Source organism: Pantoea cypripedii (assembly GCF_011395035.1).
GTDB lineage: Bacteria > Pseudomonadota > Gammaproteobacteria > Enterobacterales > Enterobacteriaceae > Pantoea > Pantoea cypripedii_A.
Genome location: NZ_CP024768.1, coordinates 36368 through 52311, shown reverse-complemented (window position 1 = coordinate 52311; position 15944 = coordinate 36368). Strand labels below are relative to the sequence as shown.

Sequence of the window (15944 nt, the reverse complement as noted above, 5' to 3'; positions counted from 1 at the left end):
TAGCACCCTGCACACCCCAAATAAGCGTGATCTAAATCACACTTATTCCGTGCCCTACGCAGCGTCATAAACTAGTGCTAGAGTCCGCCTGCATACAGTAATGCCACGGCCCCCGCCGTAACGTCTTAACAAAAACAAACGCGCTCTCTTATTGCGGCGCGTCTCAATAAGGGGTGGGTTTATGTCCTCATCAGTGAAGGTCAAAGTTCAAAGCTTTGGTCGCTTTCTGAGTAATATGGTGATGCCTAACATCGGTGCGTTTATCGCCTGGGGTATCATCACAGCACTGTTCATTCCAACGGGTTGGATCCCCAACGCGACGCTGGCGAAACTCGTCGGCCCGATGATCACCTATCTGCTGCCACTGCTGATTGGTTTCACCGGTGGTCGTCTGGTGGGTGGTGACCGTGGCGGCGTGGTCGGCGCAATCACCACCATGGGTGTGATTGTCGGTGCCGATATGCCAATGTTCCTCGGCTCGATGATTGCCGGTCCGCTGGGCGGCTGGGCGATCAAACATTTTGACCGCGCCGTTGATGGCAAGATCAAAAGCGGCTTCGAGATGCTGGTTAACAACTTCTCTGCCGGTATCATCGGTATGCTGCTGGCGCTGCTGGCGTTTATCGGTATCGGTCCGTTGGTTGAAGGCCTGTCCCATATTCTCGCCGCTGGCGTGAACCTGATGGTGCAGAACAACCTGCTGCCGCTGACCTCGATCTTTGTTGAACCGGCGAAAATCCTGTTCCTCAACAACGCCATTAACCACGGTATCTTCTCTCCGCTGGGTATCCAGCAGGCCAGTGAAGTCGGCAAATCCATCTTCTTCCTGATTGAAGCCAACCCAGGCCCGGGTATGGGCGTGCTGGTGGCGTATATGATTTTTGGTCGCGGTAGCGCCAAACAATCAGCCGGTGGTGCAGCAATCATCCACTTCCTTGGTGGTATCCACGAAATTTACTTCCCATACGTGCTGATGGCACCGCGTCTGCTGCTGGCGGTGATCCTCGGTGGTATGACTGGCGTGTTCACCCTGACCGTGCTGCACGGTGGCCTGGTCTCTCCGGCTTCTCCGGGTTCAATCCTGGCGGTGCTGGCAATGACGCCGAAAGGCACTTACTTCGCTAACATCACCGCCATCATCGCGGCGTTTGCTGTCTCCTTCGTTGTCTCTTCTATCCTGCTGAAAACCAGCAAAGTGAAAGAAGAAGACGATATCGAAGCCGCAACCAAACGTATGCAGGACATGAAAGCGCAGTCCAAAGGACAGAGCGTGGCAGGTGCACCGGTTGCCGGTGACGCGATGAGCGTTGACCTGAACCATGTGCGTAAAATCATTGTGGCTTGTGACGCCGGTATGGGTTCCAGCGCCATGGGTGCAGGCGTGCTGCGTAAGAAAGTGCAGGATGCCGGTCTGAGCAATATTTCGGTGACCAACAGCGCCATCAACGCCCTGCCGGGTGATGTGGATCTGGTGATTACCCACCGCGACCTGACTGAACGCGCTATGCGCCAGGCACCGCAGGCACAGCATATTTCGCTGAACAACTTCCTCGACAGCGCGTTGTACACCAACCTGACCGAGCGTCTGGTGGCAGCGAATCGCAGCGAAGCGCATCGCGAAACCGTGCAGACCACCCTGGCCGACAGCTATGACGACGGCAGCGCGCATCTGTTTAAACTGGGTGCGAATAACGTGTTCCTCGGCCTGAGCGCCAGTAACAAAGAGCAGGCAATTCGCTTTGCCGGTGAGCAACTGGTGAAAGGCGGCTACGTGCAGCCGGAATACATCGATGCCATGCTGGAGCGTGAAAAACTGACCCCGACCTACCTCGGTGAGTCGATTGCGGTACCGCACGGCACGGTGGAAGCCAAAGACCGCGTGTTGAAAACGGGCGTGGTATTCTGCCAGTATCCGGCGGGCGTGAAGTTTGGCGAAGAAGCGGATGACGTGGCACGCCTGGTGATTGGTATTGCGGCACGCAATAATGAACACATCCAAGTGATCACCAGCCTGACCAACGCGCTGGACGACGAAAGCGTGATTGAGAAGCTGGCGAATACCACCAGCGTACAGGATGTGCTGGACCTGCTGTCTGGCAGCAAAACCACCGCCTGATATATCAGTCTTTTTCCCTGGGGCGGGCATGCCCGTCCCCAAGTTCCGGGGCGGATATGCCCGCCCCATCGTCATTTGATATGGGTCAAATTATGAAAGCGTTACATTTTGGAGCAGGTAACATCGGCCGTGGTTTTATCGGTAAGCTGCTGGCTGATGCCGGTATCGAACTGGTGTTTGCGGATGTGAATCAGGTGGTGCTCGATGCCCTTAACGCCCGTCATGAGTATCCGGTTCATGTGGTTGGCGAGCAGGCGAAAGTCGAGATTGTCAAAGGGGTAAGCGCAGTTAGCAGCGCCAGCGAAGATATCGTGACGCTGATTGCTGAGGTTGATATCGTTACCACGGCGGTGGGTCCGCAAATTCTGGAGCGCATCGCCGGTGGCGTCGCTAAAGGACTGGCCAAACGCCACGATAACGGTAATGTCCGTCCGCTGAATATCATTGCCTGTGAAAACATGGTGCGCGGCACCAGCCAGCTGAAACAACATGTGCTGAAAGCACTGCCGGAGCAGTATCACGCCTGGGTTGAGCAGCATGTTGGCTTTGTGGATTCAGCGGTAGACCGCATCGTCCCGCCATCAGAAGCTGGCAGCAATGACCCGCTGGAAGTGACCGTTGAAACCTTCAGCGAGTGGATCGTCGATAAAACCCAGTTCAAAGGCGATCTGCCGACTATCCCGGGGATGGAACTGACCGATAATCTGATGGCGTTTGTTGAGCGCAAGCTGTTCACTCTGAACACCGGCCACGCCATTACCGCCTACCTCGGCCAGCTGGCCGGTCACGCCACCATCCGCGATGCCATTCTTGACCAGAAAATCCGTGCCGTGGTGCAGGGGGCGATGGAAGAAAGCGGTGCAGTTCTGATCAAACGTTATGGTTTTGATGCGGATAAACACGCCGCCTACATCCAGAAAATCCTCAGCCGTTTTGAAAACCCGTACCTGAAAGATGACGTTGAGCGCGTAGGCCGTCAGCCGCTGCGTAAACTCAGCGCGGGCGATCGTCTGATCAAACCAACGCTGGGCACGCTGGAATATCAGCTGCCGCATGCCAACCTGGTGCAGGGCATTGCCGCCGCGATGCATTATCGCAGCGCACAGGACCCGCAGGCACAGGAGCTGGAAGCGCTGCTGGCGGAAAAAGGCCCGCAGGCAACACTGGCACAAATTTCCGGGCTGGATGCCAACAGTGAAGTCGTCACCTCAGTGGTGAGTGCTTATAACGCTATGGCATAATGCGCGCCACGTAACACGGCGGTATTTGAACGATGCAGGCAATAATGGAAGAGAAGCAAGCTTTTGAAAACCGGGTGCTTGAGCGCCTGAACGCCGGTCGTTCGGTGAGAAGCTTTCTGATCGCCGCCGCTGAGCTGTTGGCCGAAGCGGTTAACCTGCTGGTTCTGCAGGTTTTCCGCAAGGATGATTACGCCGTGAAATACGCCGTCGAACCGTTGCTGCTCGGCAATGGTCCGCTCGGCGAGATGTCAGTACGCCTGAAACTGATTTACGGCCTCGGCGTGATCAATCGGCATGAATATGAAGATTGTGAATTGCTGCTGGCACTGCGCGAAGAGTTAAACCACGACACCAGCGAGTATCGCTTTACCGACGACGAAATTCTCGGCCCTTTTCGCGAACTGCACTGCGTCGCCGCCTGGCCGCCACAACCAGACTTCACGCGCGATGACGAAGAACTGCGCGCCATGCAGCAGCAGCGTTATTTGCAGATGGTGCGCTCCACCATGGTGTTATCACTCACCGAGCTGATTTCCCGCATTTCCCATAAGCAGGCATTTAAAAAGCCCGCAGTTTGAGCCAGCCAGGTCGCCATCAATGGCGACCCTACAGTTGTAGGGTGCGCATTAATGCGCACCGGGCGAACGCTGCACAATGCTGGCGAATTGATGTATCCTTTCCCTGTTTTCCTTAACGAGTTTTCCCGATGAAAGAACTAGAAAAAGCTGAGATCAAACGCCTGAGCGATCAGCTGGATGCCCTGAACCGCAAAGAACCACAGCTGCTGGAAGCCGGTGATGCCGAAAAACTTGGTGCGCTGCTGAAAGAAAAAGAAGCGCTGGTGGTGGAGATTGAACGCCTGCGCGGTGTGCGTGACGAGAAGCTGAGCAAAGAAGCGCAACAGCTGCAAAAACTGGCGTTCAGCCGTGAGATCACCAAAAAAGAGCAGGCCAATCTGGGTGCGCTGAAGAAAAGCGTGCGCGGCCTGGTGGTGGTACACCCAATGACCGCGCTCGGACGCGAGATGGGACTGAAAGTGATGACCGGCTACGCGAAGCAGCCGTTCTGATACGCGGTTACGCGGCGTGAGTCACGTCGCGTACCACTTCCACCCCGGCTGCCAGCAATGCCTGTTGTGTCAGGTTATCCAGCAGTTCATAGCGACGGCGATACTCCGCACGTTTCTTGCTGGCAATCTCTTCCAGCGCCTTACGCGGCATATGCAGCGGCAGCGTAAATATCCCATCCGCCCGCGCTTCACCACCTAATGACTGCCAGAATTCACTGTAGCTGGCAAAGAAGTGATCCCCTTTGCTGTGACGATAGCGCAGGCTGCGGAAGACGTGGGTGGTATCTCCTACCGCGCTGATGACCTGCACGCCACATTGTTCGGCCAGAATAAATACCGCTTCCATCAGCAGACGTTTAGGGAATAAACCGTGCGCCGCCTTGGTGGCATCACGAATCACATCATTAGAAATATGTTTGCGTGGTCCCTGCAAACCGCCAATTAATAAACTGCGTTGTTGATTCTCATTAAAAATAGAGAAAGACAGCGAAGCAATTAACATGCCTTCATAATGTAATTCCAGCGTAATTTCGCCTTCACGATCGAAACGTCCCGGGCAGCAGTGAATCGTGAAAGATTCGCCATTCTTACCTTTAAAGCCTGCCAGCAAGTTATCACCGGGACTTTGCAGCATCTGACGCAGGGTGGCGTTTTCCAGGCCAGCCATCAGATGATAGTGGTCAAGAATGGCCTGCGCGCGCTGCGCCACGCTAAAACCCGCGCGCAGATAAGGACGATGGAGTTTAGCCGGTAGCAACCCCTGCACCGTTAACATTTGCGGCAACTGTGGCAATGCCGCCAGTTCATGCAGATAACGGTGGGTAGTAACAGGATAAACAAGAGATCTTAAGGCAAATTTAAAACGGAAATTTTTACTGCGCCATAATTTATTCGGCACAAACTTTCCGCTTATTAACTGCAGAAAAAGAGAGGCTGACGAATCATTATTCGTCTCAGTATTAATTATCGTAGACATGATTATTTTTTGCTTCGCAGGACTAATTGGCGCAACTATATGCCCCAAATTATCAACGGCGGGTTAATAAGTTTCGATGCGTTGCAATCACTGGCGGGAATATCGCTTTCGTTGAGGGTCGGTTTAGATTCTGTTAAAAAAAACCGGCGGCATGGAGCCACCGGTTGTGCAGTTAAGGACTGATTACTTAGCAGAAGCGAAGCGTGCTGCTGCTTCGTCCCAGTTCACCACGTTCCAGAATGCTTTGATGTAGTCAGGACGTTTGTTCTGATACTTCAGGTAGTAGGCGTGTTCCCATACATCCAGACCAATGATCGGGAAGCCAGAAACGCCAGCGATGGCTTCGCCCATCAGCGGGTTGTCCTGGTTAGCGGTAGAAACCACAGCCAGTTTGTCGCCTTTTTTCACCAGCCACGCCCAGCCAGAGCCGAAACGGGTCGCAGCCGCTTTCTCGAACTCTTCCTGGAATTTTTCTACGCTGCCGAAATCTTTTTCGATAGCCGCTTTCAGTTCACCCTGCAGGGTGGTACCGATTTTCAGGCCTTTCCAGAACAGGCTGTGGTTAGCGTGGCCGCCCGCGTTGTTACGCAGTGGACCTTTTTTGTCTGCTGGCAGCTGATCCAGTTTGGTGATCAGCTCATCAACCGGCAGAGCGGCGAATTCAGTCCCTTCCAGCGCTGCGTTAGCGTTGTTGACGTAAGTCTGGTGGTGTTTGGTGTGATGGATTTCCATCGTCTGCTTGTCGAAATGCGGTTCCAGTGCGTCGTATGCGTAAGGCAGGGATGGCAGTGAATAACTCATGTTCTTCCTCTCCATTAGTGTTTGAGCAGCACGACCTCGCTGGCGTGCCGCGTAAGCAGTTGGATCATTATAGTTAAATTCATGATCCGGAAAAGGGTTATCAATGCCTTAGTAATGATAAGGATTTGAAGAATCTGGCAAAAGGGGTACGGCAACCGTACCCCTTTGTAGGGTCGGGATTTATCCCGACCAGGTAAAATTAATTTACCGGCCCAGCTCCGTCAGCGATTGATCCAGCGCACCCACCAGCCAGTCGATATCGCCTTCCTGGAACGCCAACGGCGGACGCAGCTTCAGCACGTTACCGTAAGGACCCGCCACTGAAGTCAGCACATGGTGATCGCGCAGTTTCTCAATCAAATCCAGCGCCAGCGCCTTGTCCGGCGTTTTGCTGCTGCGATCGGTAACCAGTTCGAAACCGATAAACAGGCCCGCGCCGCGCACATCGCCAATCGCTTCATGGCGGTCCATCAGCTTCGCCAGTTCGGCCTGCAACTTCGCGCCCACCACACGGCTATGTTCCTGCAAACCTTCTTCCTTGATCACTTTCAGCACCGCCTGCGCGGCTGCCATCGCCACCGGGTTGCCACCAAAGGTGTTGAAGTAAGGAATCTCATCGCTGAATGCCGCCAGCACATCACTTTTCGCCAGCAGGCCAGACACCGGAATGCCGTTGCCCATCGGTTTACCGGTGGTGACCACATCCGGTACGACACCGTGACGGGCGAAGCCCCAGAACGCATCACCGGTACGGGCAAAGCCAGGTTGCACTTCATCCGCAATAAAAATACCGCCGTTGGCATGCACCACTTCCACCGCTTTCTGCAGGAATCCCGGTGGGTTGGGCAACACACCGTCAGAGGAGAAAATGGAGTCAGCAAGGAAACCGGCGAACTTGATGCCGTGCGCTTTCATGTCGTCGATTTGCTTCTGGATTTCATTAGCAAACCACTCACCGAGATCAGGCGCATTGACACGATAGTGATCTGGCGGTGGCACCAGACGGGTGGTCGGGGCCAGCGGCTGGCCGGTGCCCAGCGCCGGTGACGCGCCAGAAGTGAGGTCGCTGGTGCCGTGGTAGGCCTCCTGCGAAACGATAATGCCGGTACCGCCGCTAAACGAGCGCGCAATACGAATCGCCAGGTCATTGGCTTCCGAACCGGTACACATATACATCGCGCGGTCGATGGCGTCCGGGGTGGTTGCCAGCAGTTCTTCGCTGTAATCCAGGATACGTTCGTGCAGATAACGGGTATGGGTGTTCAGCATCTTCATCTGCTGATTCACCGCCTCAATCACTGCCGGATGGCAATGGCCGATGCTCGCCACGTTGTTGTACACATCGAGATATTTGTTACCTGCGGCATCCCACAGATACTGCCCTTCACCGCGCACCAGATGTACCGGCTTACGGTAGAACAGGCGATACGACTCGCCCAACACTTTGCTGCGTTTATCGGTCAGTTTGCGCGTATCGGCATCCAGGCCGTCGGCATGTTCAGCACGAAAACTGTTGGTATCCATGATGGTGGAACGTGTAGCCATGGTAACTCCCGTTGCGAAGGTGAAAGGGGTGAATGCGTAATAACCGTTTACAGATATCATGCCGGTTTTGGCGAGAAATGCAACCAAATACACAAATACAACCAAATACACATGACGGAACGATGAAGCTCAGGTAATCTTAGGCCCACGCTGAACTCGCCACAGGGAAATGTCATGTTGCAGGAAACCCGTTTACATCGCATCCGCGCGCTGCTGACCACACATCATCAGGTCAGTACCGAACGCGTGATCAAAGAGCTGGGTATTTCGCGGGAAACCGCGCGGCGCGACATTATCGAGCTGGAAGCGCAGGGGCTGGCGCGGCGGGTACACGGCGGCCTGGTGGCGGTGGATAACCAGCCAGAAGCGCCGTTACGCGAGCGACGCAGCGCCCAGGCCAAAGAGAAGCGCGCCATTGCTATCGCGGCGGTGCAGCATCTGCAACCCGGCCAGACGCTGTTCCTCGATTCCGGCACCACCACCACCCTGCTGGCTGAAGAATTACGTACTATGTCCGGGCTGACCATCATCACCAACAGCCTGCAAGCGGCGCTGGCGCTGAGTGCAGCCGAAGAACATGAAACGCTGAATAATCAGGTAATTTTGCTGGGCGGCATGATGTCTGCCGGTGCACAGCAGACGCGCGGTGAGATGACGGTGGGCGAAATTTATCGTTACCGTGCCGACGTGGCGCTGCTGTCTCCGGTCGGCATTGAGTCCAGACAGGGGGCCACCAGCTTCCATCCGCACGAGGCAGCGATTGCGCGCGCCATGGTCCAGCAGGCCAGTCACACCATCCTGCTGGCAGATCACAGCAAACTTGGCGTGGTGAGCCGCACGCAATACGCCGCGATTGCCGAGGTGGATTTGCTGATTTGCGACGCGGGCCAGGGCAAACCTGGCGCGCTCAGTGCCCTGCAACAGGTGCTGCCGCAGGTCCAGGTGGTTTAACGCAGCCGCTGCGGATGGGTATAGATGGTGGCGCGGCCCGGCTTGCTAAAGCCAACCAGCGTCAGATTGCTCCGCTCCGCCACATCAACGGCCAGCTGGGTCGCTGCCGATACCGCAAACAGAATCTCGACGCCACACATCGCTGACTTCTGCACCATCTCATAGCTGGCGCGGCTGGAAACCAGCACTGCGCCCTGCTGCCAGTCGGCTTTGCTGCGATAGCCAAGCAGCTTATCCAGCGCCACATGGCGGCCCACATCTTCACAGCCACCGCGCAGTTCCCCCTCTGGTGACATCCATGCCGCCGCGTGGGTGCAGCCTGTCAGTTCGCCCACCGGCTGGAAATCACGTAGTCGCGCTAATCCGGCATCCAGATGGTCGAGGGAAAATGTCTGGGTAAAGGGCAAAGGCGTGATTGGTTTACCGATCTGATCCAGCTGCTCGACCCCACAGACGCCGCAGCCGGTGCGGCCTGCCATCGCGCGACGCTGCTCTTTCAGCGCCATAAAGCGACGGCTGGAGAGTTCGATTTGCACTTCGATGCCATTGCAGCCCGGCACCACATCAAGACCAAAAATCTCCTGCGGTGTGTCGATAATCCCTTCAGACAGCGAAAAACCGAGGGCAAAGGCTTCCAGATCGTTGGGCGTCGCCATCATTACCACATGGGAAATGCCGTTGTAGACCAGCGCCACCGGAACTTCCTGCGCCAGCCAGTCCGGTTCGGCATGGGTGATGTCGCGCCGCTGCCACACCTGCGCCTGGCTTGCGCCTGCGATCTCACTCACATTGCTGGGACTTTTCTGAACTTTCTGTGTCACTTTCTTCGCCTCGCACAACAACCTTACAAAAGCAGTGGTAATATTTAGCCGCTATACTCGCAGTCTTAGTTGGGTCATTTTGAACCGCTAACCAGCGCTCCGCAAAAATAAAATGTAGTAATGTCGAATCAAGGATTATCCATGAACGTCAGCAGAAGAAAATTCTTCAAAATCTGCGCGGGCGGTATGGCAGGGACAACGGCAGCACTTCTTGGCTTTACGCCTGAGATAGCGCTGGCGGAAACGCGGCAATACAAGTTGTTGCGCGCCCGCGAAACCCGTAACACCTGCACTTACTGCTCAGTCGGCTGTGGCCTGTTAATGTACAGCCTCGGCGATGGCGCAAGAAACGCCAAAGAAACCATCTTCCACATTGAAGGAGATCCGGATCACCCGGTCAGCCGCGGTGCTTTGTGCCCGAAAGGCGCGGGCCTGCTGGATTTCGTCCATAGCGACAGCCGTCTGCACTATCCGGAATATCGCGCGCCAGGATCGGATAAATGGCAGCGCATCAGTTGGGACGATGCGTTTGATCGCATTGCGAAGCTGATGAAAGCCGACCGTGACGCCCATTTTGTGGCGCAAAACGCTGCGGGCGTGACGGTAAATCGCTGGCTCACCACCGGTATGTTGTGCGCCTCGGCGTCCAGCAATGAAACCGGCTATCTCACCCAGAAAATGACCCGATCGCTCGGTATGCTGGCGGTCGACAACCAGGCACGCGTCTGACACGGACCAACGGTAGCAAGTCTTGCTCCAACATTTGGTCGCGGTGCGATGACCAACCACTGGGTCGACATCCGTAATGCCAACCTGATTGTGGTGATGGGCGGTAATGCGGCAGAAGCGCATCCCGTCGGTTTCCGCTGGGCGATGGAAGCCAAAATCTTCAACAAAGCCAAACTGATTGTCATCGATCCGCGCTTTACGCGCACCGCATCGGTGGCGGATTTCTATACGCCCATTCGCTCCGGCTCCGACATTGCTTTCCTGTCGGGCGTGCTGCGCTGGCTGATGGAAAACGACAAAATCCAGCATGAATATGTGCAGGCGTACACTAACGCCAGCCTGATCGTGCGCGAAGACTTTACCTTCGAAGAGGGCCTGTTCAGCGGCTACGACGCTGAAAACCGCAAATATGACAAAACCAGCTGGAACTACGAGCTGGGTGATGATGGCTTCGCCAAACGCGACGATAGCCTGAGCCATCCGCGCTGCGTATGGAACCTGCTGAAACAGCATGTCAGCCGCTACACGCCAGAGATTGTCGAGCGCGTCTGCGGCACGCCGAAGGCCGATTTCCTGCACGTCTGCGAGCTGATTGGCGAGACCAGCGCAAAGGATCGCACCACGTCCTTCCTTTATGCCCTCGGCTGGACCCAGCACTCGATTGGCGCGCAGAACATCCGCACCATGGCAATGATTCAGCTGATGCTCGGCAATATGGGGATGGCAGGCGGTGGCGTGAATGCGCTGCGTGGTCACTCCAATATCCAGGGACTGACCGACCTCGGCCTGCTGTCGCAAAGCCTGCCGGGTTATATGACGCTGCCTTCCGAGAAGCAGACCGATCTGCAAACCTATCTCACCGCCAACACGCCGAAAGCCGCGTTGCCGGGCCAGGTGAACTACTGGAGCAACTACCCGAAATTCTTCGTGAGCATGATGAAAGCCTTCTTTGGTGACAAAGCGCAGGCGGAGAACAACTGGGGCTTTGACTGGCTGCCGAAGTGGGACAAAGGCTACGACGTGCTGCAATACTTCGAAATGATGTCACAGGGGAAAGTGAACGGTTATCTGTGCCAGGGCTTCAACCCGGTGGCCTCGTTCCCGAACAAGCGCAAAGTCATTGCTTCGCTGTCGAAGCTGAAGTTCCTCGTCACCATCGACCCGCTTAACACCGAAACCTCGACTTTCTGGCAGAATCACGGCGAATTTAACGACGTCGATCCGGCGCAGATTCAGACCGAAGTGTTCCGCCTGCCCTCCACCTGCTTTGCCGAGGAGAACGGCTCGATCGTGAACTCCGGTCGCTGGTTGCAGTGGCACTGGAAAGGCCAGGATGGCCCTGGTGAATCGCGCAACGATGGCGAAATCCTGGCGGGCATCTACCTGCGGCTGCGTGAGATGTATGCGCACCAGGGCGGTGCTGCGCCGGAGCCGGTGCTGAACATGACCTGGAACTACCTGACGCCAGATAACCCGGCGTCGGAAGAGGTGGCGATGGAGAGCAACGGCAAGGCGCTGGCGGATATCGTCGATGACAAAGGCACCCTGCTGGTGAAAAAAGGCCAGCAGCTCAGCACCTTTGCCCATCTGAAAGATGACGGCAGTACCAGCAGCGGTTGCTGGATTTTCGCCGGTAGCTGGACGCCAGAGGGTAACCAGATGGCGCGGCGCGACAACGCCGATCCATCCGGTCTCGGCAACACGCTGAACTGGAGCTGGGCGTGGCCGCTCAACCGCCGCATCCTTTACAACCGCGCCTCCGCCGATCCGCAGGGCAACCCGTGGGATGCCAAACGTCAGCTGCTGAAGTGGGATGGCAGCAAGTGGGCCGGCATGGATATCCCGGACTACAGCGCTGCCGCACCCGGCAGCAATGTCGGGCCGTTTATCATGCAGCCCGACGGTATGGGCCATCTGTTCGCACTCGACAAAATGGCCGAAGGTCCGTTCCCGGAACATTACGAGCCGTTTGAAACGCCGATTGGCACCAACCCACTGCACCCCAACGTGGTGTCGAACCCGGCGGCGCGCGTGTTTAAGGACGATCTGGCGGCGATGGGCAAAGCCGAACAGTTCCCGTATGTCGGCACCACCTATCGTCTCACCGAGCATTTCCACTTCTGGACCAAACACGCGCGGCTCAACGCCATCGCACAGCCGGAACAGTTCGTGGAGATTGGCGAAGTGCTGGCGAACAAGTTGGGCATTGCCCAGGGCGACACGGTGAAGGTCAGCTCGAATCGGGGCTATATCAAAGCCAAAGCGGTGGTCACCAAACGTCTGCGTCCGTTGCAGGTGGATGGTAAAACCGTGAATACCATCGGCATCCCGATTCACTGGGGCTATCAGGGCGTGGCAAAGAAAGGCTTTATCGCCAATACCCTGACGCCGTTTGTCGGTGACGCCAACACGCAAACGCCGGAATTTAAGGCGTTCCTCGTTAACGTCGAGAAGGTGTAAGGAGAACGAATATGGCTTATCAATCGCAAGACATCATCCGCCGCTCCGCCACCAACGGCGTTACCCCAGCGCCACAGGCACGCAACCATCAGCAGGAGGTGGCGAAGCTGATTGACGTCACCACCTGCATTGGCTGCAAGGCCTGCCAGGTGGCCTGTTCGGAGTGGAACGACATCCGTGATGAAATCGGTCATAACGTCGGGGTGTACGACAACCCGGCGGATTTGACCGCCAAATCCTGGACGGTGATGCGTTTTTCGGAAGTCGAGGAAAACGGCAAACTGGAGTGGCTGATCCGCAAAGATGGCTGCATGCATTGCGCCGATCCTGGCTGCCTGAAAGCCTGTCCTTCGGAAGGGGCAATCATTCAGTACGCCAACGGCATTGTCGATTTTCAGTCCGAGCAGTGCATCGGCTGCGGTTACTGCATCGCCGGTTGTCCGTTCGACGTGCCGCGTCTCAATAAAGACGACAACCGCGTGTATAAATGCACGCTGTGCGTCGATCGTGTCACCGTCGGCCAGGAACCGGCCTGCGTGAAAACCTGCCCGACCGGCGCGATTCATTTCGGATCCAAAGTCGATATGCAAACCCTCGCCGGGGAACGTGTGGAGGAGCTGAAAACGCGCGGTTACGACCATGCCGGTTTGTACGATCCCGCCGGGGTGGGCGGTACGCATGTGATGTATGTGCTGCACCATGCTAACAAGCCGCAGCTGTATCACGGCCTGCCGGAAAACCCGAGCATCAGCCCTGCCGTCACCTTCTGGAAAGGCATCTGGAAACCGCTGGCGGCGGTCGGTTTTGCCGCCACCTTCGCGGCGGCGGTGTTCCACTACGTCGGCATCGGACCGAACCGGGTGGACGACGAAGACGACAACCTGCATGACGATACAGAGGAGCGCAAATGATGAAAAAGCGCGATCGCCTGGTGCGCTACAGCGCACCGGAACGCATCAATCACTGGATTGTGGCGTTTTGCTTTGTCTTTGCCGCCCTGAGCGGACTGGGTTTCTTTTTCCCGTCGTTCAACTGGCTGATGCATGTGCTGGGCACACCACAACTGGCGCGGATTCTGCATCCTTTTGTTGGCGTGATTATGTTTGCTGCCTTTCTCATCATGTTTTTGCGTTACTGGCGGCATAACCTGATCAACCGTGAAGACCTGATATGGGCGAAAAATATCCATAAAATCGCACGTAATGAGGAGGTCGGCGATACCGGCAAATACAACTTCGGGCAGAAGTGTGTGTTCTGGGCTGCTATCATCAGCTTAGTCATGCTGCTGGCGAGTGGAATTGTGATTTGGCGACCGTACTTCGCCGGAGCCTTCTCCATTCCGCTGATTCGCGCCGCGCTGGTGGTGCATTCGGTCTCAGCCGTGGCGCTGATTATCGTGATTATGGTGCATATTTACGCCGCCCTGTGGGTCAAAGGCACCATCACCGCGATGGTTGAAGGCTGGGTCCCTGCCGCGTGGGCGAAGAAACATCATCCACGCTGGTATCGCGAGCAGCGCCAACGCCAAACACAACAGGAAAAACGCCCCTGATGAGTATTCGCATTATCCCGCAGGACCAGCTGGAGAAAAGCGATAAGAATACGGCGGATAAAATTCCGCCGTTACTTTTCCCCCGGCTGAAAAATTTATATAGCCGTCGGGCAGCCCGTTTGCGCGAGCTGGCAGCGAAAAATCCGCTTGGTGATTATCTGCGCTTCGCCGCCGTGATCGCCCAGGCGCAGGAAATCGTGCTGTACGACCATCCGTTGCAGATCGATTTACGCGCGCGGCTGGAGCAATGCGCTGAGCAGGGCATCCCACCGCTGGATATTCACACCTACCCACGCGATGCCCACTGGCAGCGGCTGCTGCATTCATTAATCGCTGAGCTGAAGCCGGAGATGAGTGGCCAGGCGCTGGCGGTGCTGGAAAATCTGGAGAAAGCCTCCGCGACCGAGCTGGAAACCCTCGCTACCGCATTGCTGGAAGGCAACTTCGCCCAGGTCAGTAACGACAAGTCGCCGTTTATCTGGGCGGCGTTGTCCATTTACTGGGCGCAGATGGCGGCATTAATTCCAGGCAAGGCCCGTGCCGAATATGGCGAGCATCGCCAGTTCTGCCCGGTTTGTGCCAGCGTGCCGGTAACCAGCGTGGTGCATATGGATATCGGACAGCAGGGATTACGTTATCTGCATTGCAATCTGTGCGAAAGCGAATGGTATGTGGTACGCAGTAAATGTTCTAATTGCGAACAGACTCGTGATTTGCATTACTGGTCGCTGGATAGCGAGATGGCGGCAGTCAAAGCCGAAAGCTGTGGCGATTGCGGGACTTACCTGAAGATGTTGTATCAGGAAAAGGACCCCGCCGTTGAACCGGTGGCCGATGACCTCGCTTCTCTGGTGCTGGATGCACGTATGGAGCAGGAAGGTTTTGCGCGCAGCAGCCTGAATCCGTTTCTGTTTCCAGGCGAGGGATAAGTCTCCTTCGTTATTCATATTCCTGCGGATTGTAGCGGCGCGATTTATCGCGCGGATTTTCCGGCATCGCGCACGGTAATGCGCGATAAATCGCGCCGCTACGGTCAGTGCATAACAGTTATTCAACCACGGAGGCGTTCGATGAAACTGATAGGCAGCTACACCAGTCCTTTTGTGCGGAAAATTTCGGTGATCCTGCTCGAAAAAGGCATCGTGTTTGAATTCGTCAATGAATCCCCGTGGAATGCTGACAGCCACGTGCCGCATTACAATCCATTGGGTAAAGTTCCGGCACTGGTGGATGACAACCAGCTCACCTGGTTTGATTCCGCGCTGATCGCCGAAGCCATCGAACTGCGTGGTGAAGCCCCGGCACTGCTGCCCAAAGATCCCTTGCGTGCATTGCAAATCCGCCAGCTGGAAAAACTGGCCGACGGTATCAGTGAAGCCGCGCTGGTGATTGTGCGCGAACAAATGCGCCCCGGAGATCAGCAATCCGCAGAGGTGCTGCTGCGCAATCGGGAAAAAATCCTGCGCGGCCTTGATGCGCTGGAAACTGCGGCCGGACAGCGCGATCTGCTGAACAGCGATACCCTCAATCTGGCGGATATCGCCACCGGCTGTATGATTGGCTACATCAATTTCCGCCGCGTGGTGCCGAACTGGTGTGTCAATCGCCCGGCACTTATCAAACTGGCGGAGAAACTGTTTCAGCGGGAGAGTTTTGCCCGCACCGTTCCGGCCTCCAGCTAAA

General features: G+C 56.1%; 14 protein-coding genes. 10 read left to right on the top strand and 4 right to left on the bottom strand.

Going from position 1 to position 15944, the window contains the following annotated elements:
• The first annotated feature begins 181 nt into the window (after positions 1-181).
• The 4 genes from CUN67_RS00270 to CUN67_RS00255 all read left to right on the top strand — a co-directional run bounded on the left by CUN67_RS00270 (position 182) and on the right by CUN67_RS00255 (position 4426).
• Positions 182-2116, top strand: coding sequence for a PTS mannitol transporter subunit IICBA (locus tag CUN67_RS00270; protein ID WP_208713520.1), 1935 nt, complete (start codon positions 182-184; stop codon positions 2114-2116).
• Positions 2117-2208: 92 nt separating this feature from the next.
• Positions 2209-3357: a mannitol-1-phosphate 5-dehydrogenase gene (gene mtlD / locus CUN67_RS00265; RefSeq protein ID WP_208713519.1), complete on the top strand. Its 1149-nt coding sequence runs from the start codon at positions 2209-2211 to the stop codon at positions 3355-3357.
• Between the two features lie 32 nt (positions 3358-3389).
• Positions 3390-3935, top strand: coding sequence for an MltR family transcriptional regulator (mtlR, locus tag CUN67_RS00260; RefSeq protein ID WP_208713518.1), 546 nt, complete (start codon positions 3390-3392; stop codon positions 3933-3935).
• Positions 3936-4063: 128 nt separating this feature from the next.
• Positions 4064-4426, top strand: coding sequence for a YibL family ribosome-associated protein (locus CUN67_RS00255; protein WP_208713517.1), 363 nt, complete (start codon positions 4064-4066; stop codon positions 4424-4426).
• A gap of 7 nt (positions 4427-4433) precedes the next feature.
• On the opposite strand, the gene CUN67_RS00250 is transcribed toward CUN67_RS00255, so the two are convergent.
• The 3 genes from CUN67_RS00250 to CUN67_RS00240 form a co-directional block, all read right to left on the bottom strand.
• Positions 4434-5402: a VirK/YbjX family protein gene (locus CUN67_RS00250; RefSeq protein ID WP_208713516.1), complete on the bottom strand. Its 969-nt coding sequence runs from the start codon at positions 5400-5402 to the stop codon at positions 4434-4436.
• Positions 5403-5585: 183 nt separating this feature from the next.
• Positions 5586-6203, bottom strand: a complete 618-nt coding sequence (gene sodA, locus CUN67_RS00245; RefSeq protein ID WP_208713515.1) for a superoxide dismutase [Mn] — start codon at positions 6201-6203, stop codon at positions 5586-5588.
• Between the two features lie 204 nt (positions 6204-6407).
• Complete coding sequence (locus CUN67_RS00240) at positions 6408-7748, bottom strand: aspartate aminotransferase family protein (protein WP_208713514.1); 1341 nt, start codon at positions 7746-7748, stop codon at positions 6408-6410.
• A gap of 174 nt (positions 7749-7922) precedes the next feature.
• Here CUN67_RS00240 and CUN67_RS00235 point away from each other — a divergent pair, with 174 nt between their 5' ends.
• Positions 7923-8699, top strand: a complete 777-nt coding sequence (locus CUN67_RS00235) for a DeoR/GlpR family DNA-binding transcription regulator (protein ID WP_208713513.1) — start codon at positions 7923-7925, stop codon at positions 8697-8699.
• Here CUN67_RS00235 and fdhD read toward each other — a convergent pair.
• Positions 8696-9520, bottom strand: coding sequence for a formate dehydrogenase accessory sulfurtransferase FdhD (gene fdhD / locus CUN67_RS00230; protein ID WP_208713512.1), 825 nt, complete (start codon positions 9518-9520; stop codon positions 8696-8698). The two genes, CUN67_RS00235 and fdhD, sit on opposite strands and share 4 nt — an antisense overlap.
• Before the next feature lie 141 nt (positions 9521-9661).
• Here fdhD and fdnG point away from each other — a divergent pair, with 141 nt between their 5' ends.
• The 5 genes from fdnG to CUN67_RS00205 all read left to right on the top strand — a co-directional run bounded on the left by fdnG (position 9662) and on the right by CUN67_RS00205 (position 15943).
• Positions 9662-12709, top strand: a complete 3048-nt coding sequence (fdnG, locus tag CUN67_RS00225; RefSeq protein WP_208713511.1) for a formate dehydrogenase-N subunit alpha — start codon at positions 9662-9664, stop codon at positions 12707-12709.
• An 11-nt stretch (positions 12710-12720) separates the two neighbouring features.
• Complete coding sequence (fdxH, locus tag CUN67_RS00220; RefSeq protein ID WP_208713510.1) at positions 12721-13620, top strand: formate dehydrogenase subunit beta; 900 nt, start codon at positions 12721-12723, stop codon at positions 13618-13620.
• On the top strand, positions 13620-14261 hold the full coding sequence (fdoI, locus tag CUN67_RS00215) for a formate dehydrogenase cytochrome b556 subunit (RefSeq protein WP_208717039.1): 642 nt from the start codon (positions 13620-13622) through the stop codon (positions 14259-14261). Before fdxH ends, fdoI begins: the two co-directional genes overlap by 1 nt.
• Positions 14261-15190, top strand: coding sequence for a formate dehydrogenase accessory protein FdhE (gene fdhE / locus CUN67_RS00210; RefSeq protein ID WP_208713509.1), 930 nt, complete (start codon positions 14261-14263; stop codon positions 15188-15190). The genes fdoI and fdhE overlap by 1 nt, the downstream gene beginning before the upstream one ends.
• A 141-nt stretch (positions 15191-15331) precedes the next feature.
• Positions 15332-15943, top strand: coding sequence for a glutathione S-transferase (locus CUN67_RS00205; RefSeq protein ID WP_208713508.1), 612 nt, complete (start codon positions 15332-15334; stop codon positions 15941-15943).
• Position 15944 lies beyond the last annotated feature (1 nt).